The following is a 21670-nucleotide window of genomic DNA, read 5'->3' on the forward strand; positions in this document are numbered from 1 at the left end:
ACGGCTGAATTTCTGACTGGAGTGAAATGAATCCGGCAGAAGTTACTTGCAGATAAAACTGTGATAGAATTCACGTTCGGCTCCTGACTTAGCGGTCAGGAGCCGTTTTATTGAAATTGAAATGTAAATAATAAATGTGGTTATAGGTAAGTAGATTAATAGTGTCTGTTTACCTATAACTACATAAGTAAAAGAACTTTAGAGGTTGTTATGATTCCTGTTGTTGCTCTGGTAGGGCGTCCTAACGTAGGTAAATCAACACTGTTTAACCGCTTGACACGTACGAGAGATGCTCTGGTTGCGGATTTTCCCGGCCTGACGCGGGACCGTAAATATGGTCAGGCTAAACTTGGTGAACATGAGTTTATTGTCATCGATACCGGCGGTATTGACGGTACAGAAGAGGGCGTGGAAACCAAGATGGCAGCTCAGTCTCTGGCGGCAATCGATGAAGCGGATGTTGTGCTGTTTATGGTAGACGGCAGAGCCGGACTGACAGTTGCCGATGAAGCCATTGCTATGCACCTGCGTAAAATTGAAAAGCCAGCCATGCTGGTGGTCAATAAAGTGGATGGTGTCGATGCTGACGCTGCCAGCGCGGAGTTCTGGCAACTTGGTATGGAGAATATGTACCAGATTGCTGCAGCTCACGGACGTGGCGTAGGCGCACTTATTGATCGTGCTCTTAACCCGTTTGCGGAACAACTTGCAGAACAGGCTAAAGGTGAGATTGAAGATCTTACTGAGTTTGAAGATGCAGAGGAAGAGAAGCTGGACTACTCAGAGGAAGAAGCTGAGGAAGAGTTTAAGCGCCTGCAGGAACAACCTATCAAGCTGGCAATCATTGGTCGCCCGAACGTAGGTAAGTCAACCCTGACAAACCGTATTCTGGGTGAAGAACGTGTTGTCGTTTACGATATGCCGGGTACTACGCGCGACTCTATCTATATTCCGATGGAAAGAGATGGCCGTGAATATGTACTGATTGATACCGCTGGTGTGCGTCGCCGTAAGCGTATCAATGAAACGGTAGAGAAGTTCTCGGTCGTTAAAACTCTTAAAGCGGTCGAAGATGCCAACGTCGTTCTGCTGGTTATCGATGCCCGTGAAAATATTTCTGATCAGGATCTGAGCCTGTTAGGCTTTGCCCTGAATGCCGGTCGCTCAATCGTTCTGGCGGTTAACAAGTGGGACGGTCTGGATACCGATGTAAAAGAGCATGTTAAGAAAGAGCTGGACAGAAGACTGGGCTTTGTCGACTTTGCCAGAATTCACTTTATTTCAGCACTGCACGGTACTGGTGTTGGTCATCTGTTTGAGTCTGTGCAGGAAGCTTATAAGTCTGCAACTACCCGTGTAGGAACCTCTGTACTGACCCGGATTATGAAGATGGCGACAGATGACCATCAACCGCCTCTGGTAAGAGGCCGCAGGGTTAAGCTTAAGTATGCTCACGCAGGTGGTTATAACCCGCCAATCGTTGTTATTCACGGTAATCAGGTTAATGAACTGCCTGACTCTTATAAGCGCTACCTGATGAACTACTACCGTCGTTCTCTGGAGATTATGGGTACGCCTATCCGTATTCAGTTCCAGAGTAGCGAAAACCCGTTTGAGGGCAAAGGCAGCAAGCTGACATTGTCACAAGAGCGTAAACGCAAACGTGTGATGAGTATGATGAAGAATCGTAAAAAGTAATGCTTTTACTGATGATTTGAATATTACCCCGGAGAGTTAGCGATAAACTCCGGGGTTTTTTCTATCTGCGGAAACATAACAGCAATTTACATAGATTGTATTTGCATTTTTAAAAAATAAGATCGATTTTATAGAATACTGAGATCTGTGGTTTTTGACTTGCGTTTATAGATAAATAAACTGTCTAAAATCCAAAAACAGGATATGTAACTTATGCTTTCGGGTTGTGGTGATATAAATATTCTTAATAGGGCAGATCGCTGATCAAAATAGATAAAGCAGATGATCTTATAAAGATCATAGTAAACCAAAAAGAGTAAAAGGATCATGGGTGTCCTTTTGCAATAATAACTTTTTCTGCCGTTGTAACGGAAAGGTTACCTATGATCCTAAAGCTATTTAAGCTGACAAGTAAAGGAGTTTAGAGAGCCATACATTAGGTTATAATGGCGTTTTGTTTCGGGTTTCGGGAGTTAAGATGTCTACACAAAATTTATGTCCTCAGTGTACTACTGAGCTGGAATGGGACCGGGATGGTTACCTTTGTTCTGACTGCAATACAAAATATAAAAAGATCGCTTTCTGTCCTGAGTGCGACCAGTTACTTGAAAAACTTCAGGCCTGCGGCGCAGCCAGTTACTTCTGTAATCACTGCAACGAATTAAAGTCTAAATCACGGGTACGAATAGAGTTTTATGCTGCGGATTAATCTACCGTTGAATGAAGGGTACCGGAATCTAACTGGGTGATCAGACGGTCACCTGTAGTGACTTGATCTGCATGTTTCACTATTTTGCCTTGGTCAGTGCGGGTAATCGAGTAACCGCGTTTTAAGGTTGCCAGCGGGCTGACGGCATCGAGAGTTTCAGCTGCTAGTGCCAGTTTGTGTCTCTCTGTCAGTAGTTTCTTATCCATTGCGTCCAGCATCTTCTGCTGCAGGCGGGCAATATAATGTTGCTGACCCTGAATAAGCTGATCCGGAGAATGTAACTGAAGCTTGTGGTTGAGTTGTTGCAGGTTTAATTGCCGTTCGCTCTGCATACTTTGCATATGCTTGATTAGTCTGGATTCCAGATCATCTAGCTGTTGGCTCTGTCTTTGCAGACGATAGCTTGGGTGTTGCCTGTCGAGCTGGTGAGTAAGCTGGCGCATATGCAGCTGATGTTCGGACAGATAGGCTTTTACTGAACTCTGAAGCCGCGACTTGCTGTTCAGGAGAGCCTGCACTTTACTGCTTTGATCACGGCTAACTAACTCTGCGGCAGCAGATGGGGTCGGCGCTCTCACATCAGAAACAAAGTCAGCAATAGTCACATCGATTTCGTGGCCGACGGCACTGATAACAGGGATGGAGCTTGCGGCAATGGTTCTGGCAACAATTTCATTGTTAAAACACCAGAGATCTTCCAGAGAACCGCCGCCACGTCCTACGATCAAAACGTCACACTCATTTCTGGTGTTGGCTCTGCCGATAGCCTGAGCAATTTCAATGGCAGCTGAATCACCTTGTACCATAGTCGGGTAGACAATCACCGGCAGGCTTGGGTCTCGTCGTTTTAATACGTCAAGAATATCGTAAAGTGCCGCACCAGTTTTAGAGGTTACCACACCGACAGTAGTTGGGTTTTCCGGCAGACTTTTTTTCGCTGACTGGGCGAATAAGCCTTCTGCTGCCAGTTGCATCTTGAGTGCATCAAACTGCTGCTGAAGTTTTCCGTCTCCCTCAGGCTGCATACTTTCAACAATAAGCTGATAGTCGCCCCGTGGTTCATATAAAGAGAGACGAGCTTTAACTAAAACCTGATTACCGTTAGCAGGTTTAAAGGTGACCCGGCGGTTGTTCCCTCGAAACATGGCACACTTTACTTGTGCCCGGTTGTCTTTAAGTGAGAAGTACCAGTGGCCGGATACCGGCGCAGAGAAGTTGGAAAGCTCTCCGACCAGCCAGACAATACCCATTTCATTCTCAAGCAAAAGACGCACTTCGGCATTGAGTCTGGATACGGTAAAAATATTTTCGTTTCGTTGCATGGAGTAGGATGTATGCGACACGAGGGGAACCACTGGGACGTGAGTATGGAAATTAGCGGCAATATAATACATATCAAGGGGTGAAATGCAAATTAAAATTAAAAAAATGTGTAGCTAACCGATTGCGTCCTGCGTATAATCCGTCTGCAATATTTAATTAGATTCATTCAGAAGATTCATCCTTTAGCAGTTAAACAGGGATGAATTTTTGTTTTAACCATTTGTTGAGAGATATTGCAATGCTACGAATCGCAAAAGAAGCCCTTACTTTTGACGACGTTTTACTCGTCCCTGCACATTCGACAGTACTTCCTAATACCGCAGATCTGCGTACCAAGTTAACCAAAAACATTGAGCTGAACATTCCTATGTTGTCAGCGTCTATGGATACCGTAACGGAAGCCCGTCTTGCAATTGCTCTGGCACAGGAAGGCGGCATAGGTTTTATTCATAAAAACATGTCTATTGAGCAGCAGGCTGAGCAGGTTCGCCGGGTTAAGATCTTTGAAGCCGGTGTGGTTTCTCACCCTGTTACCGTTAAGCCAACAGCGACCATTGCTGATGTACTTGCCCTGACAGAAAAGAACGGCTTTGCCGGATACCCTGTTGTTGCTGAGAACAATGAACTGGTTGGTATTATCACCGGCCGTGATGTTCGTTTTGTAACTGACCTGTCTAAAACCGTGGATAAGGTAATGACACCGAAAGCGAGACTGGCAACAGTAAAAGAAGGTGCCAGCCCGGAAGTGGTTCAGGAAGAGATGCACAGAGCCAGAGTGGAAAAAGTACTGGTAGTGAATGATGCATTTCAGTTAAAAGGTATGATTACCGCCAAAGATTTCCATAAAGCTGAACGTAAGCCTAATGCCTGTAAAGATGCTCAGGGCCGCCTTCGTGTCGGGGCAGCGGTTGGTGCCGGTGCCGGTAATGAAGAGCGGGTTGCTGCATTGGTTGAAGCTGGTGTTGATGTTCTGCTGATTGACTCTTCTCATGGTCACTCTGAAGGGGTTCTTACCCGTATCCGTGAAACGAGAGCTGCTTATCCTGATTTAGATATTATTGGTGGTAATGTAGCAACTGGTGCTGGTGCGAAAGCGCTTATCGAAGCTGGTGTTAGTGCGGTAAAAGTGGGTATTGGCCCGGGCTCGATTTGTACAACCCGCATCGTAACGGGTGTTGGTGTTCCTCAGATTACCGCTATTTCTGATGCAGTAGAGGTTGCAGACCAACACGGTATTCCGGTTATTGCCGATGGCGGTATCCGCTTCTCCGGCGATATCTGTAAAGCTATTGTCGCTGGTGCGTCATGTGTAATGGTTGGTTCAATGTTTGCCGGTACAGAAGAAGCGCCGGGTGAAGTGATCTTGTATCAGGGTCGTTCTTACAAATCTTACCGTGGTATGGGCTCTCTGGGTGCTATGTCTCAGGGTTCTTCAGACCGTTACTTCCAGAGCGACAATGCAGCAGACAAACTGGTACCGGAAGGTATTGAAGGTCGTATTGCTTATAAAGGCCGCCTGAAAGAGATTGTTCATCAGCAGATGGGTGGATTGAGATCAAGTATGGGACTGACAGGTAGCGCTACCGTTGAAGAGATGCGTACTAAGGCAGAGTTTGTACGAATCTCCGGTGCCGGTATGAAAGAGTCTCACGTACATGATGTGCAGATTACCAAAGAAGCGCCAAACTACCGCTTGGGCTAATTGTAGAAGTGAGCCTTAAGACTCACTACGGATGTTTTCGAGAGAGAAAAAATGACAAAAGATATTCATGACCAACGAATTTTGATTTTAGACTTCGGTTCTCAGTACACCCAGTTAATCGCACGTCGTATACGTGAAATCGGTGTTTACTGTGAGCTTTGGAGCTGGGATGTTGATGAAGCCGATATCCGTGATTTCAACCCTAACGGAATTATTCTGTCCGGTGGCCCGGAAAGTGTAACGGAAGAAAACTCGCCACGAGCACCTCAATATGTATTTGATGCCGGTGTACCAGTATTCGGTGTCTGTTACGGCATGCAGACCATGTCTGAGCAGTTGGGCGGAAAGGTTGCCGGTTCCAATGAGCGTGAGTTTGGTTATGCTCAGGTCGAAGTGGTCGGCGAATGTGAACTGTTCCGTAATATAGAAGATGCTATTGCTGAAGACGGAAATCCGTTGTTGGATGTCTGGATGAGCCACGGTGATAAAGTTGTCGAGATCCCAGGCGACTTTGTCAAAATTGCCAAAACAGATACCTGCCCATATGCGGCAATGGCCAATGAAGAGAAAAAGTTCTACGGTGTTCAGTTCCACCCGGAAGTAACTCATACCCGTCAGGGCATGCGAATGCTGGAGAACTTTGTACTGAATATCTGTGGATGCGAGAAGCTATGGACTTCTCAGTCCATCATCGATGATGCTGTTGCCCGCATTAAAGAACAGGTAGGCGATGATGAAGTGATCCTTGGCCTCTCCGGTGGTGTGGACTCTTCTGTTGTTGCTATGCTGGTACACAAAGCAATAGGCGATAAGCTGACTTGTGTATTTGTGGATAATGGCCTTCTGCGTCTGAATGAAGCCCAGCAAGTTATGGAGATGTTCGGCGATCATTTCGGCCTGAATATCGTTCATGTTGAAGCGGAGCAGCGTTTTCTTGATGCCCTGAAAGGGCAGAGCGATCCAGAGGTTAAGCGTAAGACCATCGGTCATGTGTTTATCGACGTGTTCGATGAAGAGTCGAAGAAACTGGAGAACGCAAAATGGCTGGCTCAGGGCACCATTTATCCGGATGTGATTGAATCAGCGGCATCGAAAACCGGTAAAGCTCATGTGATTAAATCGCACCACAATGTAGGTGGCCTGCCTGATGATATGGCAATGGGGCTGGTGGAACCGCTACGCGAACTGTTTAAAGATGAAGTACGTAAGATTGGTCTGGAACTTGGTCTTCCATACAATATGCTTTACCGTCATCCATTCCCGGGGCCGGGTCTGGGTGTAAGGGTTCTTGGTGAAATCAAGAAAGAGTATTGTGATTTACTTCGTCGTGCAGACGCTATCTTTATCGAAGAGCTGCATAACGCTGATCTGTACCATAAGGTTTCTCAGGCCTTTACTGTATTTCTGCCGGTACGGTCGGTAGGTGTTATGGGCGACGGCCGCAAGTATGACTGGGTTGTTTCACTACGTGCTGTAGAGACCATCGACTTTATGACCGCTCACTGGGCACATTTACCTTATGACTTCCTTGGTAAAGTCTCTAACCGCATTATCAATGAAGTAGATGGTATTTCCCGGGTTGTTTACGATATTTCCGGTAAACCGCCAGCCACCATTGAGTGGGAATAACTCTCACAAGTAAGTCCTATTACAGAACCAGCCTGCGGGCCTGTCTTTTATACAGAAGTCCCTCGCATAATGTGAGGGATTTTTTTTGAACTTAATTCTTGGTTCACGATCAGATCTTTAACGGACTTAGTTGAGGGTTTTGAGATGATTAAAAGCAATAGTGATTGGGCTGAAGAGCAATTTGGTCATGCTAAACTTGGAGACCCAAGAAGAACGGCTAGACTTGTAAAAATGGCATCAGACTTAGCTCAGCATCCAGGTAAATCGGTAGTGAAATCATCTCATTCTCCAGCAAGTATGGAGGGCGCTTACCGATTTATTCGGAACGACAATGTCTCATCAGACGATATTGCCGAAGCAGGCTTTAAAGCAACTGCAGATCAAGTTCATCGTTACCCTCTCCTTCTCGCGTTAGAAGATACAACTACCTTAAGCTACAAACATCGCTCTATTAGAGCGGACTTAGGACATGTAAACCAAGGTAATCGTTATAGGGGGTTGTTTGCCCATAGTATTTTGCTGTTTGCTCCTGAAACTCTCGACGTTATTGGGTTAGTTGAACAACAACGATGGACGAGAGATATCAAGACTCGAGGTATCCGTCGTAAGGGGTTGAAACGACCTTATGAAGAAAAAGAAGGTTATAAATGGGAAAGAGCATCACGCAATATGGCAGCCCGTTTAGGTACCTCGATGGTTAACGTAATATCAGTTTGCGATCGCGAGGCCGATATCTACGATTACCTCATTTATAAAATGGCGAATCAGCAACGTTTTGTTGTGCGGTCGATGATGAGCCGTCATATAGAAGAAGGCTCAGACAAGCTTTATCACTTTGCATCAGAACTTCAAAGTGTGAAGCAACGTCAAATCCAAATAGCTCAAAGGGGTGGCCGGAAAGCTCGTGAAGTCACTCTGGATGTAAAATATGCAGCAGTGACTTTAAAAACACCCTCAAACAAAAAAGGAGCTCCTATTTCTCTCAACTATGTTGGCTGCTCCGAAATCGGTGATGGAGAAAAGAGGCTCAATTGGCATATTTTAACTAATGAGCCAGTTAATAGTGCAGAAGATGCATTAAAAATTATTGGTTACTACGAAAAACGCTGGTTGATTGAGGAGTATCACAAGGTCTGGAAAACTGAAGGGACAGGAGTTGAAGAGCTTCGGTTACAAAGTAAAGATAACTTAGATAGGTTAGCAACAATTTATGCGTTTTTAGCAGTAAGAATTTTCCAATTGAAATTTGCCAATGAGCAAATCGAAGACGTTAGTTGTGAGAAAATCTTGTCCTCAAGAGCATGGAAGTTGCTTTGGCTGAAAAGAGTAAAGACACCACTTCCAAAGGAGGTTCCAACAGCAAAATGGGCTTATGAACACCTCGCAAGACTTGGCGGTTGGAAAGACAGCAAAAGAAATGGAAGAGCGTCAGTTAAGACGCTCTGGGAAGGATGGCTCAAACTACAAGCCATCCTTGAAGGCTACGAACTCGCTCTGTCTCTTGAGCAGGACTTGTGATCAAGAGACAGGCCTGCGGGCTGGTTTTTTTTTTTATCCTTTGTTTAACGGTAAACCTTATATTGCAATAAAAAACATGGTGAATAGTAACTGATGGTATTGAAACTGAGTGGGTAATCGATTAGCATGCGCTCGTTAAAATTTATCTGTAGTTTTTAAACTAAATTTGAGTAAGGTCGCTACTATGTCAACTAAACTTGCCAATCCGGCTCCGTTAGGTCTAATGGGGTTTGGAATGACTACCATTCTTCTGAACATTCACAACGCAGGATATTTTCCGGTCGATTCAATGATCCTTGCGATGGGGATTTTCTATGGCGGCCTGAGTCAGGTAATTGTCGGCATTATGTGCTTCAAGCGTGGCGATACTTTCGGTACTACCGCTTTTACTTCATACGGACTGTTCTGGTTGACTCTGGTTGGTCTGATTGTGATGCCGAAAATGGGCTTAGCCGCCAGCCCTGCACCGTTTATGGGATGGTATCTGGCACTTTGGGGCGTATTTACCGGCTTTATGTTTATCGGTTCACTGTGCTATCCGACGGCTAAGCAGGTAGTATTTGCCTCTCTGACAATTCTGTTTGCTCTGCTGGCTATCCGTGACTTTACCGGTGACGAATACATCGGTCATATTGCTGGATTTGAAGGTATTTTCTGCGGAGCAAGTGCTATCTACTTTGCTATGGCTCAGGTACTGAATAATGAGTTCGGCCGTGAAGTGCTTCCGGTAGGCAAGCCTTTGATTGGCAGGGTAAAAACAATAGCGGCAGAGCCTGTAACAGCATAATAAGAACATAACTGAAACCCCGGCAGCTGATGTTGCCGGGGTTTTTATTTGTCTGAAAATCTTATTAATTAAAGTATCAATAATGAGATAAAAAACAGTGATGTTAGTTCTAAACTTAAAATTGAGTTAATAGTCGCATAAATATATCTTCAGCCTTTTCAAGTATTGACCCCGAATTTTCTGGGCAGACATGCGACTGTGCAGTGGTATCGCAGAAGGAGTAGCCCATGTCAGAGAGCAGAGAGCATACTTGTACATTTTGTAATGAAGATGGCTGGCAGTGTCAGGAGCCTGCCGCTGAATCTGGTCTCTGTTACTGGCACGATCCAGCGATTGATAAGAGCAAGGATGATATTAAAGAGCAGATAGAGCAGTGGGCCCGTGACGGCAAGCCACTGGATGGCTTTCAATTGGCCAGAACCAAACTACAGGATATAGATTTAGTGCACAGGGGCAGCCGGGTTGGTTATAAATGCCGTAATGCCGACTTCTACCGTGCCGATCTGACAGACGCTCACTTCTTTGCTTTGGATCTGCGTGGCTCTTCTTTAATGAAAACAAAACTGGTGTGCGCCAATCTTCACTGCGCCAAACTGGATAACTGCAACTTACTTGGTGCCGATCTTACTAATGCCCGGTTAGAAACCATAGATTGGGGCAATATGTTTAAGCAGGAACGTAAGGCACTGCAGGCCATGAGTAAGTGGCACAGGGAAGAGTCTATTTCTTTGTGTCAGGAGGCGGAAGAAGTCGCGAGAAATATCCGCAAACAGTGTGAGCGACAGGGGTTGTTTGAAACGGCCGGATACTTCTTTAAAAAAGAGATGACATACCGTCGCTACCAAATGCCCAGAACCAGTTACAAACGCTGGATATCCAAAGCGGTCGATATTTTTTGTGGTTACGGAGAGTCGCCCCTCAGAGTGGTGATATTTTCCCTCGCCTTTATTTTTATCTGCGCACTAGCTTATTTCTTTTTAGGAACCGCTGCACAGAACCCGATTTATCCTGATATAACAACTGGCTTTGCCGGCTTCGCCCTTGAGTTTCTAAACGCGGTTTACTTTAGTGTAGTGACCTTTACCACGCTAGGCTACGGAGATATATCACCTTCGGGCATTGCCCGTCTGATTGCCGCTTTTGAGGCCTTTCTGGGCAGCTTTACTATGGCGCTGTTTGTGGTGGTATTTGTGAAGAAAATGACGCGCTAAAGGGATGGTGTTCTTTAGCGCGTTGATATTTTGGGTTATATGACTATTTGTCCTGCTCTCCCGGTTCAGAGATCTGATAAAGCTTATGTTCATCGCAGGTCTCTTCACAGTTGCACGCTTTATCAACCCCTACATTGCTTAAACCACCACAACTGCCTTTGATGGTTTTTTTATTCAGAATGACGCCGATTGCCATAAGCAAAATAACGATCATAAAGATGCCAAAGGTAATGAGCAGTGTTGTCATAATATCTACCTGTTTGTGTTAAAGGGCTTTACTGATGATATCCCAGTGAAAGCTCTGCGCATAGTTTTGCCCTGATGTAACCCGGAAGGCTTTCCGTGAGCATGTTGATGTTTCGAACCACAACATTGGTGAGCTGCGCCGTGATCACTTCCACAGCCACCAGAGCAGCCGCCTTTCTTGTCATGTTTGTGGGAGGGTCTCCCCTGAGATGCTTGTGTCAGTTCCGTCATCGGGCCTGACAGGGCTTCTGTCACTGGTGTCTGGCTATCTAGTTGATAGACACGAATACCTGCTTTAAGCAGCTTTCCGAGGGCACGTTCGCCAATATTTCTGACGATAATGGCGTCGGTATTCATATTCTGGATAGCAGAAATAAGCGCTTTTTTGTCCTGACAGGATGAGTTACCTGCTCCGGCCGGATTGTGCATATTATGAATAAGTGAGTTATCTTCATCGTAAAATGAAAAATTTGCCGCTTTCATAAAGTGGTTTGCGACACAGTTTCGTGAGTGTGGGATCGCATAGATCATTGTTCTGACTCCTTCTCTTCAAGAACAAGTGCATTTCCTTCCACCAGACTTTTGGCCAGCTTGTATCTTGCTTTGCTGACTATGTTGCCAAAGGTCTGCCTTGAAACCCCCATTTGATCAGCGGCCTGCTGCTGACTGAGATTTTGATAGTCAGCCAGACGGAGCGCTTCAAATTCTTCAGAGAGAAGTTCTACTTTTTCAAGTTTATTCATGGGAACGCCATTGGGCTTAAAACAGCTGTGTGCAGGGCGTCCGCATATCCGGCGGCATTTCTTAGGTCGTGCCATGTTCTCTCCTGAGGTCAGTGGGGCTACTATACGATCATTATTGGCATATGCCAATAACTTAAAGAAAAAATAAATAGCATATGCCAGTAATTTTTATTCTAGCCTAAGTTGTTTTGTAATTCGAGAAGGCGGCGCAGATAGCGCCACCTAATGCTTATGCTCAACGGATATTAGGGCAACGGGACAATCAGAATATCGATTGGACTGGACTTAAGGATCTGCTTGGCTGAAGAAAGAATGCTATGCCAGAAGTCCTGATGATGGCCACATACAATCAGATCGACATGGTGAAGTCGTACAGCATCCTCCAGTTCATCAACAATATCCCCGGCACCGACAAGACTCATCTTGATGGGATAGTCACTGTTATCGATAAAAACTTGTAATACCTGATGGGACTGTTTAATCGCTTTTTCTGATGCATGGGAGATAATTTCTGCATTGGTAACCTGCCCGGGATAGATCTCACCAAAGCGCTGCTCTACATGAATCAAAGAAAGTTCACTATTGAGTGCTTTTGCCAGAGCAGTTGCTTTCTCAACAAGGATCCGGCTCTCTTCAGTCAGGTCTACGGCGACTAATATATGTTGGTAGCTCATCGTTTTTCCCTCATTGCTGAACCTTACTATAAGCATAGTCTTATTCCTTCTGAACGGCAGAAGATTCCTGAGCATTGTCGGCCTTTCCCGTATATGAAAAAACCATCAACCTTATACAGTTTGAGTAGCTGATTGCTCTGGAGAGGTGGCTCTGTTGGACTACACTTTCTTTAGAGGTGAACAGGGAGGTTAATGTGATGTGTGGACGGTTAAATGTAATTGATGACCCACTGGCTCAGGCGGTCAGTGCGACACTGGGAATTACGTTTTATCCAAGGACTAACCGTGATCTCAGGCCGACACAACACGTTTCGGTTATCGGAACGGAAGGGTACTCACTTACCCAGTTGGAACTGCTTTGGGGGATAAAGCCGGAATGGGCTAAAAAGGTGATTATTAATGCTCAGGCAGAAAGTGTTGCCAGTAAGCCGACATTCAAATCTGCTTTTCGCCACCAGAGGGTAATTGTCCCTGTCAATGGTTGGTATGAATGGAAAGGGGAAAAGGGGAAAAAAGATAAGTACCTGTTTTCAGATCCAGAGAGTCAGCCCCTTTTTATGGCTGGTATTGCCCTTGAGCAGAGCGGTCATCTGGTAACCCTTACCACACAACCTAACCGTCAATATGCTCAGTACCATCACAGAATGCCTCTGTTGTTCGATTCAGATCAGCTAGAACTCTGGTTACATGGCGGCGTTGAAGATGCAGGTCAGCTGCTTAGCCGTATTTACAATAGGGAGTTAATAGCAGAAATAGAGCATTAGATATCAGCGGGGGTAAAGATGTTAGATACTCCTTTAGATATTGATCGACAATCTAACATCATCCTTGTCCTGATTAATTGATAAAGCCTTGCTCTCCAAGTGACTCGGCTTTATGTGTAGCCTGAGGGTAAAAGACCTGCTGTTCACAGCATGGGCATGTAGGTAACTTGCCGACTTCTTCATCAATATCAACCACGATATTACAGTTTTTACAAAGATAGCTCCCCTTAGCCGCTTCTTCTCCGGTGATTAAGCAACAGACATCATCATAATGATTCATTCGTATACTCCTTTATAGGTATCACTGGCATTAGTTATAGTTGAAAGTTGGTTAAAAAGCGAACAGCGTACTGAATAGATTCAAGGGTGATCTCGCATTTTTATGAAATACAGTGAAAGAACTATTGGTTACTGTGATGTTTGAGCTAATTAGTGAACTGTAATTTTGCTTGGTTTCTTTGTTTTGTTTGGCTTACTGCTTTATTTGCTTCTTTTTGTTTAAAGTGGTGCGCCAATAAATAAAGCCCTTAACAGGGCTTTATTTACTGATAGTTACGGGCCAAAGCTTCAACTTAGACCTTAAATTTTCCGACCAGCGAGCTTAATTGGTCATTCGCTGCGGCAAGATTTTGGGTACTGTCCAGCGTCGCTTTACCGTTGTCTGTCAGGTTGAGCACCATCTCCCGGATGTTGGTCATGTTGCGGTTTACCTCTTCGGTTACCGAGCTTTGCTCTTCTGAAGCGGTGGCAATCTGGGTGCTGAGATCATTAATCTGCGTAATAGAGTCACTCATAGAGTCCAGACCTTCCGCTACCCGATCGGCATTTTCAGCCGTTTGTTCACAACTCTGTTTGGTTTCATCCATGGCTGATACGGCCTGAGCGGCATCTTTCTGTAAGCGTTCCAGCAGTTCATTAATTTCCTGAGTGCTGCTTTGAGTACGGGATGCCAGCGCACGAACTTCATCGGCTACTACAGCAAACCCTCTCCCTTGTTCGCCGGCTCTTGCTGCTTCAATGGCGGCGTTTAGTGCCAGTAGGTTTGTCTGTTCTGCAATATCACCAATCACACCCAACACATTAACAATTTCTTTGGTGTTGTCATTCATGGTGTGGATGTTATTTGCTGCATTATCTACCTCACTCATAAGGGTAGACATACTCAGGCTGGCCTGTGTGACACTCTCTTTAGAAGCGCTGGCTTCAAGATTGGCTTGCTGGGTATTTTTAGCGGTATCCGCCGCACTCTGGGCGACGGTTTCAGCGGTAGCGCTCATCTCAGTGATGGCGGTAACCACCTGCTCAGTCTCCGCTGAGTGGGCGATTAGTGCCTGATTGCTTGTTTCTGATTGCTTACTCAGCTCCTGAATACTATCAGTAATATGGGTACTGGCCGCCGTTACTTCTTTGATCATGGACTGCAGGTAGATAATAAAGTCATTTACAGAGTTACCGATATCGCCCAGCTCATCCTGATTTTTGATTTCAACTCTGGAGGTGAGATCCGCTTCTCCTGTAGAAAGAGTGTCAATTTTTTGCTTCAGCTCGACCAGTCCGTTTACCAACCGGTTAATTACCCAGATAGTGATAGCCAGAGATAAAACAATAATGGCTATGCCTATACCGATGCCCTGATAGACCTTCTCATCAAAAATTTTGGTGGTGGAACTGATCAGGCTCTCTTCAATGGACATAATGTCACTTTCGTAAGCACCGGTCACAATGGTCCATCCCCAGTCAGGGAAGATGTTTCTGGCGTAGTTGATTTTGTTTTCGGTTTTTTTAGTGGCCGGATTCTCATACTGAGTCAGTACTACTGCGTCCTCTTTACCACTGATAGCAGCGGCAATTTTGCTGGTGGTGCCCAGTGTCTGGCCAATGATCTCATTCTTAGGGTGAGTAAGGATGACACCGTCTTTATCCTGTATCCAGAAATAGCCATTCTTACCATAATGGGACGCTTTAACCGCATCCAGAGCGGCATCCAATTTGTCCTGTTTAAGAGTGGTGAGGTACTCACCTGTGGCAATAACCAGATTCATAGGAGCAAAAAAGACAGAGGCAGTCAGTTTTTCTTCAATTTGCCCGGTAGCCGGGTTTTTAAAGTAGTAGCTGGAGAAACCGACCTTATCCTGTTTAGCTGAACTGACGATATCCTGAGCATAATAAATGCCTTTTACATCTTCAGCGTCGGCGGCACTGGTTCCGATAATATCCGTATTTGCGCCATTGGCACGGTAGACAATGGAGTCAGCATCATAAGCAAACAGGTAGCGTCCGTTATTCCAGCGATAGTTATTAATAAAGGCAAAAACTGCCGACTCGGACTGCTCAAAAAAGTCTGAGGATTGATAGATCTTCTCTACAGTATCAGCAAAAACGTTGATCTCATCAGCAAGGGTTGCCTTGATATTCTGAAATTGAGTTTGTTGATATAAGTTGGCGATTGAGTAGGTGACGGTATCAACCTGACCGCGAAGGTTATTGTCCTGTAGTTGAGATACTTGCTTATTGACGTTTTCTCTGGCTGTTTGGAGGACTACTTTTTCGGTAAAAAACAGGTCGGCAACAAAAAAGGCACCTAAGATGAGCAATGCGCTGCTGACCATAAGAATGAGCTTGGCTCGGATTGTTAAATTCATAATCTTCCTCGTGTGACAGTTCAGAGGTGGTTAAGAATCCAACGACGTTATTACTATTATTATTAATATGGTAAATGCTTGGTAAGTATATTATAAATATCTGAAATTAAACATAAGACCAGTTAGGTATATTGACGGTTTTATTAAATGAGATGTCTGTTTTAACTAAGCACTCTGTTTAGTATAGACAAAGTGTAATTAAGTTAAACTTTTTCGGGGGCTGCCTTATTTGGCAATTTGAGTTTCATCAGCGCAACATTCATCCTGCAAAAAGCCGATAACCTGTTCAAGACATTCATAGTTGGCCACACAAAAAAGCGTTCTGCCTTCGCGGCGTTGAGAAATAAGACCGGCAGATGCAAGGCCGGAAATATGGTGTGAAAGGGTAGAACCGGGAATATTGAGTGCTTGTTGTACACCGCCTACGGCTATGCCCTGAAATCCGGCTTTAACCACACACTTATAGATGCTTAGCCTGGTCGGGTGACCGAGCTCTTTCAGTGCTTTTGCCACTTGCTTAATATTCATTTGCTACTCACCTTAGGTTGACTAAGCAGATGTTAATGGAAATGCAGTGTGACTGCAAATTAGGCTATCTTATTGAAATTAAATAACTAAAAAATCATTTCGATATTTATCGAAATAATGGTTGATCTTATCTCGCAAGTTTCTATAATTCGAAAAATATAGAAATATTTAACGAGGTAAATTATGAGTCCTGAAATTCTCTCTATGGCGAAAGAAACATTAAATATGTTTGCCTTTTTAGCGGCTGAACTGACACTGCTGTTTCTGCTAATCAGCTACTTTGTGGGAATGTTGCAAGAGTTTATTACACCGGAAAAAATTCAATCCATACTGAGCTCGAAAAATGGCAAAGGCTATATAATTGCTGCCCTTCTTGGATCCATTACGCCGTTTTGCTCTTGTTCGACAATTCCTTTCCTGAAAGGCTTACTAAGAGCCCGCGCCGGTTTTGGCCCTATGATGGTTTTCTTGTTCGCCAGTCCATTACTAAATCCAGTTATTATAGGCTTGTTTGTTGTAACCTTCGGCTGGAAAGTCGCACTGTTCTATTTTGCTGTTGCTTTGTCTGTTTCCGTTATCGGGGGCGTGGTGCTGGAAATGCTCGGTTTTGAACGTTATGTAAAACCGGAAGCGTACACGCAAGCTGACTCTTCTGCCTGTGGTTCCTCCTGCTCCGGCAGCAAGCCTGAAGAAAAGAAAACCAGTTGTGGTGAGCCGGCAACGGTTAGCTGTACTTCTGCTAGTGAGTCAGTTGAAGTTAAGGCGGAAGCGGAAATCAGTTGCTGTAACTCTGCAGGTGCTGCAGCCATGGTATTAGAACAACCCAAACCAATCAGCCGTTGGCTAAAAGTATGGCAGTCAACATGGAAAGACTTTAAGCAGGTATTCCCTTATCTGTTACTGGGTATTTCACTGGGTTCGTTTATCTATGGTTTTATCCCTACCGAGTTAATCGCTAAGTACGCCGGTGAAGGACATTGGTATGCCATTCCTGTTGCGGCGGTGATTGGTATTCCGCTCTATATCAGGGCCGAGGCAGTCATTCCTTTAAGTGCAGCTCTTGTTCAGAAGGGTATGGCTCTGGGATCGGTGATGGCGCTGATAATAGGCAGTGCAGGAGCCAGCCTGACAGAAGTTATTTTGCTAAAAGCCATCTTCAAAAATCAGATGATTGCTGCTTTTCTGGTGGTGATTCTGGGAATGGCGATTGGTGCAGGTTTTGCCTATAGCTATTTGTTCACTTAAACAGTTGTCGGTTAGGTTCAGTTGTTTTGAGATGCGTCTTTATGGCGCATCTTGTTATTTGGTTTAAGTTAATAATATTGAGAGATATCAATCCCCAGAGAAGCAGGAGCAATGGCTTGTTCTATTGTCAGATCAGAATGATTCAGCTGTACTGAAGTTACTTCAATAAAGCGGTTATATTTATTGGAGTAGAAGCATTTTACTTCCGGGCTTAATGGCTGTTTTTTATTCGCCGTCTCAACCAGCCCGACTTTACCGTCACTAAGCTGAACCAGAGAGCCGACCGGATAAATACTGATACAGTTAATAAACTTATACACCAGTTCCTGATCCAGTTGGTTAGGCGTCATGCTAAGAAGGATCTTAAAGGCATCAGAGGGGCTAAGGCCGCTTTTATAACAGCGCTCTGCCGTCAGGGCGTCATAAATATCGACAATACTGCTCATCCGGCCATAGAGAGGAATTTCTTCTGCGCTTAACCCCAGTGGGTAGCCCTTACCATCCAGCTTTTCATGGTGCATCAGACAGACCATTTTACTTATCTCGGTAATCCCGGGTACATGATGAATTATTTCAGAAGCGTAAACCTGATGTAGCTTCATATGTTCAAATTCTTCAGCAGAGAGTTTCCCCGGTTTGTTGAGTACTTTACTTTTAACCTTTGTTTTGCCGATATCATGCAACATGCCGCCAATGGCTAGCTGCTTTAATATCTCTCTGTCAAGTTTGAGGTATTCGCCGAACGTAACCAGAAGGCAGGCTACATTGACTGAGTGCTCCAATAGATAGGTATCTTTATTTCTGAGAGCAGAAACAAATTTAATCGCATCCGGGTTGATTAGCACCGTCTCAATAACATCTTCAGCCCAGCTATCTAACCGGCCTACATCAATAGGGTTACCTTCAAAGGTATCCTGAAGAATCTTAGAAGCCAGCCCTTTTGCTTCGTTGATCAGCTTCTCTGCCCGGTATTTTTTATCTTTAGGCTTTTTACGCAGAGGGCTTTTTGTAGAAGGTGGCGGAGTTAATTCCTGCTCAACTGGTTTTTCCATCGCTGGTGTGATGGTGCATTTTCTCGAGGAGAGTTTTTTATCTACCCAGATAAACTTCACACCGCTTGCTATCAGTTGATCGACCCCTTTTTGCTGGGTCACTCTGCCTGGATTGCTTAGTACAACAAGGGAGTTTTTCTCGATCGCAGTAACGAACATACCAAACTGGATGTCCTCGATAGCGATTCTTACCGACTCTTCTTGTTTATAATGCATAGAAATTCATTATTAGAAAACATTGATGTACTAATTGAAATCTTAATCGATTTCTGGTCTTGCATCCAGAGGCTCTTAATCGTTTAAGCATCATTTTCTTCTGCTTTTATCTTGTATTCAGAATTAAAAGTTCGCGTTATTAATATGTTACTAATATAACGTAGCGAAATATTATGTATGACTTTTATATCCTTGTGGTATTAATTTTAACCACATATACTGGCGTCATAATAATTACAAAATTGTCAGTTAGCTTGTTTGCCTTGGGTTTGCCAACGGAGGAAGAGATGAGCAAAACTGATATGCATGGAAAAAACTATTCAGAGCACCTGAACCTGATTTCCACAACGGATCCCGACAGTATAGTCACTTATGCTAATTCTCATTTTTGTGATGTATCTGAATTCACAGAAGAGGATTTGCTGGGCAATCCACATAATGTGGTCCGTCATCCTGAAATGCCTAAAGCTGCTTTTGCTCAGATGTGGCAGTACCTTAAATCCGGTCAGAGCTGGATGGGGTTGGTAAAAAACCGTTGTAAAGAGGGGGGACATTACTGGGTCTCAGCCTTTGTCACCCCGATTAAGGCACAAGACGGTAGTACCACCGAGTATCAATCGGTACGCAGTAAGCCGAGTAAAGAACAAATTGAAAGGGCTGAACAGACTTACCAGAAATTAAACTCGGGATCGAAAGCCAGTTCATTTCGTATACCTTATCTCAAACTCTCCTTTATTCTTTGCGCTGTTATGCTGCTGGCTTTTGCTGCCTCAATAATGATGCCTTCGCTTTCTTCCTATCTATCTGTTGCCGGCCTTATATCCGGAGGGACACTTTTGTTTGTGTCTGTTAAGCAGGCGGGTCGGTTCAGACATATCCGGCAACTGGCTGAACAGAGCTATTCGAATCCATTGATGGAAAAAATCTACACCGGCCACTTTGATGATTTTTCAACGGTAGAGTTAGCCCTGATAATGAAAAAGGCTGAGCTAAGAGCGGTTGCCGGCAGAACCGGGGAGACAGCAGAGTGTATTGCAGCCTCTGCTGATAAAGAGTTTAAGTCGATGCAGGGGGTTGAACGGAGTCTTGAAGAACAGTTCGCTAATACTGAACAGGTTGCTACGGCGGTAGAAGAGTTATCACACTCCATCAGAGAAGTGGCCGACAGCGCCAGCTCAGCCACCAGTGTTACCGATGAGGCTCAACAGGAGTCTGAAAAAGGACTGGCCAGTATTTCAGAAACTATCGAGGTAATTGATCAGCTTTCCGTTGAGCTGGTTAACTCCGGACGTGTCATTAACCAGTTGTCAGAAAGCAGCCAGAAAATAGAGAGTATTCTGGATGTTATCGGCAATATCTCCGAACAGACCAACTTGTTGGCTCTCAATGCGGCTATCGAAGCGGCACGAGCCGGCGAAGCAGGACGCGGATTTGCCGTAGTGGCAGATGAAGTTCGTTCTCTGGCGAACAAAACACGTTCTTCTACTGATGAGATTCAGCAGATGATTGCAGAGCTGCAAAGCAGTGCTGGTGATGCTGTTGAAATCATGGGTAAAGGAGAGAGTTTATCGCAGCAGTGTTTAACCAGAGCGAATGAAACCGGAGAAGTCCTGAACAACATCTCATCAAGACTGAATGCAGTAACAGACAATAGCCACCAGATAGCGGTAGCGGTTGAAGAGCAGGCCAGCGTGACACAGGAAGTGAGCCGTAATGTCTCTAATATACGTGTGCTGGCGAACGATACTCTTAGCTCATCCCGTGAATCTGTCAGCCGGACAGAAGAGTTGGTCGTTAACCTTAACGGCCTGCAAAGGCTGATAAAACAGTTTCAGAGCTAGTTTTGCTTATCCATCAGACTTAAGTGCCACCGTTTAGTGGCACTTGTGTCTTGCCCGGAACAACTTACTACAAGCTCTAATTTAGGTCTCTTTCCTGAGTTGTTTTGTTTTCTCACCTTTTATCCCTGTAAATGTGAACCAGCTAGCTGTTTCATAGGGAGTTCTTTTCATATCTGCGATGCAAGTAACCGACTGACTTCTATACTCAAAATGGAATTTATATACCAAATGTCAGGGTTAGATTATGAAAATAATGTCTTTTGTCAGCAAACTATGTCTTTTAGTCCCGTTTCTGGGAGTCACTATTTCCACAGCCTACGCGGCACCAACGCCAGCCGAGTATGGTGTGGTACTTAACCTTTCCGGTAAACAACGCATGTTGTCGCAGAAAATGTCTAAGGAAGTGGCACTGGTTGCTTTAGGGGTTGAGGCAGAAAACAACCTTAAAAATCTGGCTGCCACTTCGTCTCTGTTTGATAAAACCCTGAAAGGATTGAGAGACGGAGATAACTCACTTGGTTTACCTGCTACAGAAAGCAAACGTATTTTGCGCCAGTTAACTAAAGTGGATGAGATTTGGGCGGGCTTTTATCCGGTAGTGAAACAGATCATTGCATCGAAAACTGTGAATGAACAACAGCTTGATAGCATTGCCAAACAGAATCTGCCGTTGTTGAAGCAGATGAACAAAGCGGTAGGTTTATATGAAAAAGACGCGAAAAAAACCGGTCTGAAATCCGCACCGGGGCTGGCTGCCACCCTTAACTTGTCGGGTAAGCAGCGTATGTTGTCGCAGAAAATGAGCAAAGAGTACTTTTTGATTGCCTTGGGCTATCAGGTCGAAGATAACAAACTGAACCTGCTGGAAACCTACTCCCTGTTCGATCGTACCCTGAAAGGCCTCAAAGATGGTGACGATACGTTGGATCTGCCCGGAACTAAACCGGAGCATATTCGCCAGCAATTAGATGTGGTTAACGGCTTATGGCAGGAGTTCCAGCCATTGGTGGCAGAAGGGGCTGCCCATAGTAGTGCCGGAATGAGTTCAGAGCAGGTAGGGCAGATTGCACGCCTTAACTTACCACTGCTGAAGGAGATGAATGCGGCGGTTCAGCTTTATGAGGCGGAAGCGGCGAAGTAAT

Annotated in this window: 20 protein-coding genes; 11 read left to right on the top strand and 9 right to left on the bottom strand. The window is 44.8% G+C overall.

What is annotated here, in order from left to right:
* Positions 1-210 precede the first annotated feature (210 nt).
* Positions 211-1698 (top strand): ribosome biogenesis GTPase Der, encoded by a 1488-nt coding sequence (der, locus tag PK654_RS03185; RefSeq protein ID WP_271697623.1) that lies wholly within the window; start codon positions 211-213, stop codon positions 1696-1698.
* 478 nt (positions 1699-2176) lie between these two features.
* Complete coding sequence (locus PK654_RS03190) at positions 2177-2407, top strand: zinc ribbon domain-containing protein (RefSeq protein WP_271697624.1); 231 nt, start codon at positions 2177-2179, stop codon at positions 2405-2407.
* On the opposite strand, the gene xseA is transcribed toward PK654_RS03190, so the two are convergent.
* Positions 2404-3729 carry an exodeoxyribonuclease VII large subunit gene (gene xseA / locus PK654_RS03195; protein WP_271698768.1) on the bottom strand — a complete coding sequence of 442 codons (1326 nt, stop codon included), beginning with the start codon at positions 3727-3729 and terminating at the stop codon, positions 2404-2406. The two genes, PK654_RS03190 and xseA, sit on opposite strands and share 4 nt — an antisense overlap.
* 239 nt (positions 3730-3968) lie before the next feature.
* On the opposite strand from xseA, the gene guaB reads away from it, so the two are divergent.
* The 5 genes from guaB to PK654_RS03220 all read left to right on the top strand — a co-directional run bounded on the left by guaB (position 3969) and on the right by PK654_RS03220 (position 10577).
* The gene (gene guaB, locus PK654_RS03200) at positions 3969-5432 is read left to right on the top strand and encodes an IMP dehydrogenase (RefSeq protein ID WP_271697626.1); all 1464 of its coding nucleotides are present in this window, start codon (positions 3969-3971) and stop codon (positions 5430-5432) included.
* 51 nt (positions 5433-5483) lie between these two features.
* Positions 5484-7061 carry a glutamine-hydrolyzing GMP synthase gene (guaA, locus tag PK654_RS03205; protein WP_271697627.1) on the top strand — a complete coding sequence of 526 codons (1578 nt, stop codon included), beginning with the start codon at positions 5484-5486 and terminating at the stop codon, positions 7059-7061.
* Between the two features lie 144 nt (positions 7062-7205).
* Positions 7206-8579, top strand: coding sequence for an IS4 family transposase (locus PK654_RS03210; RefSeq protein WP_271695076.1), 1374 nt, complete (start codon positions 7206-7208; stop codon positions 8577-8579).
* A 166-nt stretch (positions 8580-8745) separates the two neighbouring features.
* On the top strand, positions 8746-9366 hold the full coding sequence (locus PK654_RS03215; protein WP_333909655.1) for an acetate uptake transporter: 621 nt from the start codon (positions 8746-8748) through the stop codon (positions 9364-9366).
* 227 nt (positions 9367-9593) lie between these two features.
* Positions 9594-10577, top strand: a complete 984-nt coding sequence (locus tag PK654_RS03220) for an ion channel (protein WP_271697630.1) — start codon at positions 9594-9596, stop codon at positions 10575-10577.
* Positions 10578-10620: 43 nt separating this feature from the next.
* Here the strand turns inward: PK654_RS03220 and nqrM are convergent, their stop codons facing one another.
* The 4 genes from nqrM to PK654_RS03240 form a co-directional block, all read right to left on the bottom strand.
* Positions 10621-10824 carry a (Na+)-NQR maturation NqrM gene (gene nqrM, locus PK654_RS03225; RefSeq protein WP_271697631.1) on the bottom strand — a complete coding sequence of 68 codons (204 nt, stop codon included), beginning with the start codon at positions 10822-10824 and terminating at the stop codon, positions 10621-10623.
* 5 nt (positions 10825-10829) lie between these two features.
* Positions 10830-11354, bottom strand: a complete 525-nt coding sequence (locus PK654_RS03230; protein ID WP_271697632.1) for a NifB/NifX family molybdenum-iron cluster-binding protein — start codon at positions 11352-11354, stop codon at positions 10830-10832.
* Complete coding sequence (locus PK654_RS03235) at positions 11351-11641, bottom strand: DUF134 domain-containing protein (RefSeq protein ID WP_271697633.1); 291 nt, start codon at positions 11639-11641, stop codon at positions 11351-11353. The genes PK654_RS03230 and PK654_RS03235 overlap by 4 nt, the downstream gene beginning before the upstream one ends.
* Positions 11642-11811: 170 nt before the next feature.
* A complete protein-coding gene (locus PK654_RS03240; protein ID WP_271697634.1) occupies positions 11812-12240 on the bottom strand; it encodes a universal stress protein in 429 nt (142 codons plus the stop codon).
* A 197-nt stretch (positions 12241-12437) separates the two neighbouring features.
* On the opposite strand from PK654_RS03240, the gene PK654_RS03245 reads away from it, so the two are divergent.
* The gene (locus PK654_RS03245; protein ID WP_271697635.1) at positions 12438-13004 is read left to right on the top strand and encodes an SOS response-associated peptidase; all 567 of its coding nucleotides are present in this window, start codon (positions 12438-12440) and stop codon (positions 13002-13004) included.
* 73 nt (positions 13005-13077) lie between these two features.
* On the opposite strand, the gene PK654_RS03250 is transcribed toward PK654_RS03245, so the two are convergent.
* From PK654_RS03250 to PK654_RS03260, 3 genes are all read right to left on the bottom strand, one after another.
* A complete protein-coding gene (locus tag PK654_RS03250; RefSeq protein ID WP_271697636.1) occupies positions 13078-13284 on the bottom strand; it encodes a hypothetical protein in 207 nt (68 codons plus the stop codon).
* Between the two features lie 292 nt (positions 13285-13576).
* Positions 13577-15646 (bottom strand): methyl-accepting chemotaxis protein, encoded by a 2070-nt coding sequence (locus tag PK654_RS03255; protein WP_271697637.1) that lies wholly within the window; start codon positions 15644-15646, stop codon positions 13577-13579.
* A 225-nt stretch (positions 15647-15871) separates the two neighbouring features.
* Positions 15872-16174, bottom strand: a complete 303-nt coding sequence (locus PK654_RS03260; protein ID WP_271697638.1) for an ArsR/SmtB family transcription factor — start codon at positions 16172-16174, stop codon at positions 15872-15874.
* 183 nt (positions 16175-16357) lie between these two features.
* On the opposite strand from PK654_RS03260, the gene PK654_RS03265 reads away from it, so the two are divergent.
* The gene (locus tag PK654_RS03265) at positions 16358-17419 is read left to right on the top strand and encodes a permease (RefSeq protein WP_271697639.1); all 1062 of its coding nucleotides are present in this window, start codon (positions 16358-16360) and stop codon (positions 17417-17419) included.
* A gap of 68 nt (positions 17420-17487) precedes the next feature.
* On the opposite strand, the gene PK654_RS03270 is transcribed toward PK654_RS03265, so the two are convergent.
* The gene (locus PK654_RS03270) at positions 17488-18687 is read right to left on the bottom strand and encodes an HD-GYP domain-containing protein (protein WP_271697640.1); all 1200 of its coding nucleotides are present in this window, start codon (positions 18685-18687) and stop codon (positions 17488-17490) included.
* A 287-nt stretch (positions 18688-18974) separates the two neighbouring features.
* On the opposite strand from PK654_RS03270, the gene PK654_RS03275 reads away from it, so the two are divergent.
* Together PK654_RS03275 and PK654_RS03280 are read left to right on the top strand one after the other, a co-directional pair.
* A complete protein-coding gene (locus tag PK654_RS03275; RefSeq protein WP_271697641.1) occupies positions 18975-20528 on the top strand; it encodes a methyl-accepting chemotaxis protein in 1554 nt (517 codons plus the stop codon).
* Positions 20529-20772: 244 nt separating this feature from the next.
* Positions 20773-21669, top strand: a complete 897-nt coding sequence (locus tag PK654_RS03280; RefSeq protein WP_271697642.1) for a type IV pili methyl-accepting chemotaxis transducer N-terminal domain-containing protein — start codon at positions 20773-20775, stop codon at positions 21667-21669.
* The last annotated feature ends 1 nt before the right edge of the window (position 21670 follow it).

The sequence above is a fragment of the Vibrio sp. SCSIO 43137 genome, from assembly GCF_028201475.1.
Lineage (GTDB): Bacteria > Pseudomonadota > Gammaproteobacteria > Enterobacterales > Vibrionaceae > Vibrio.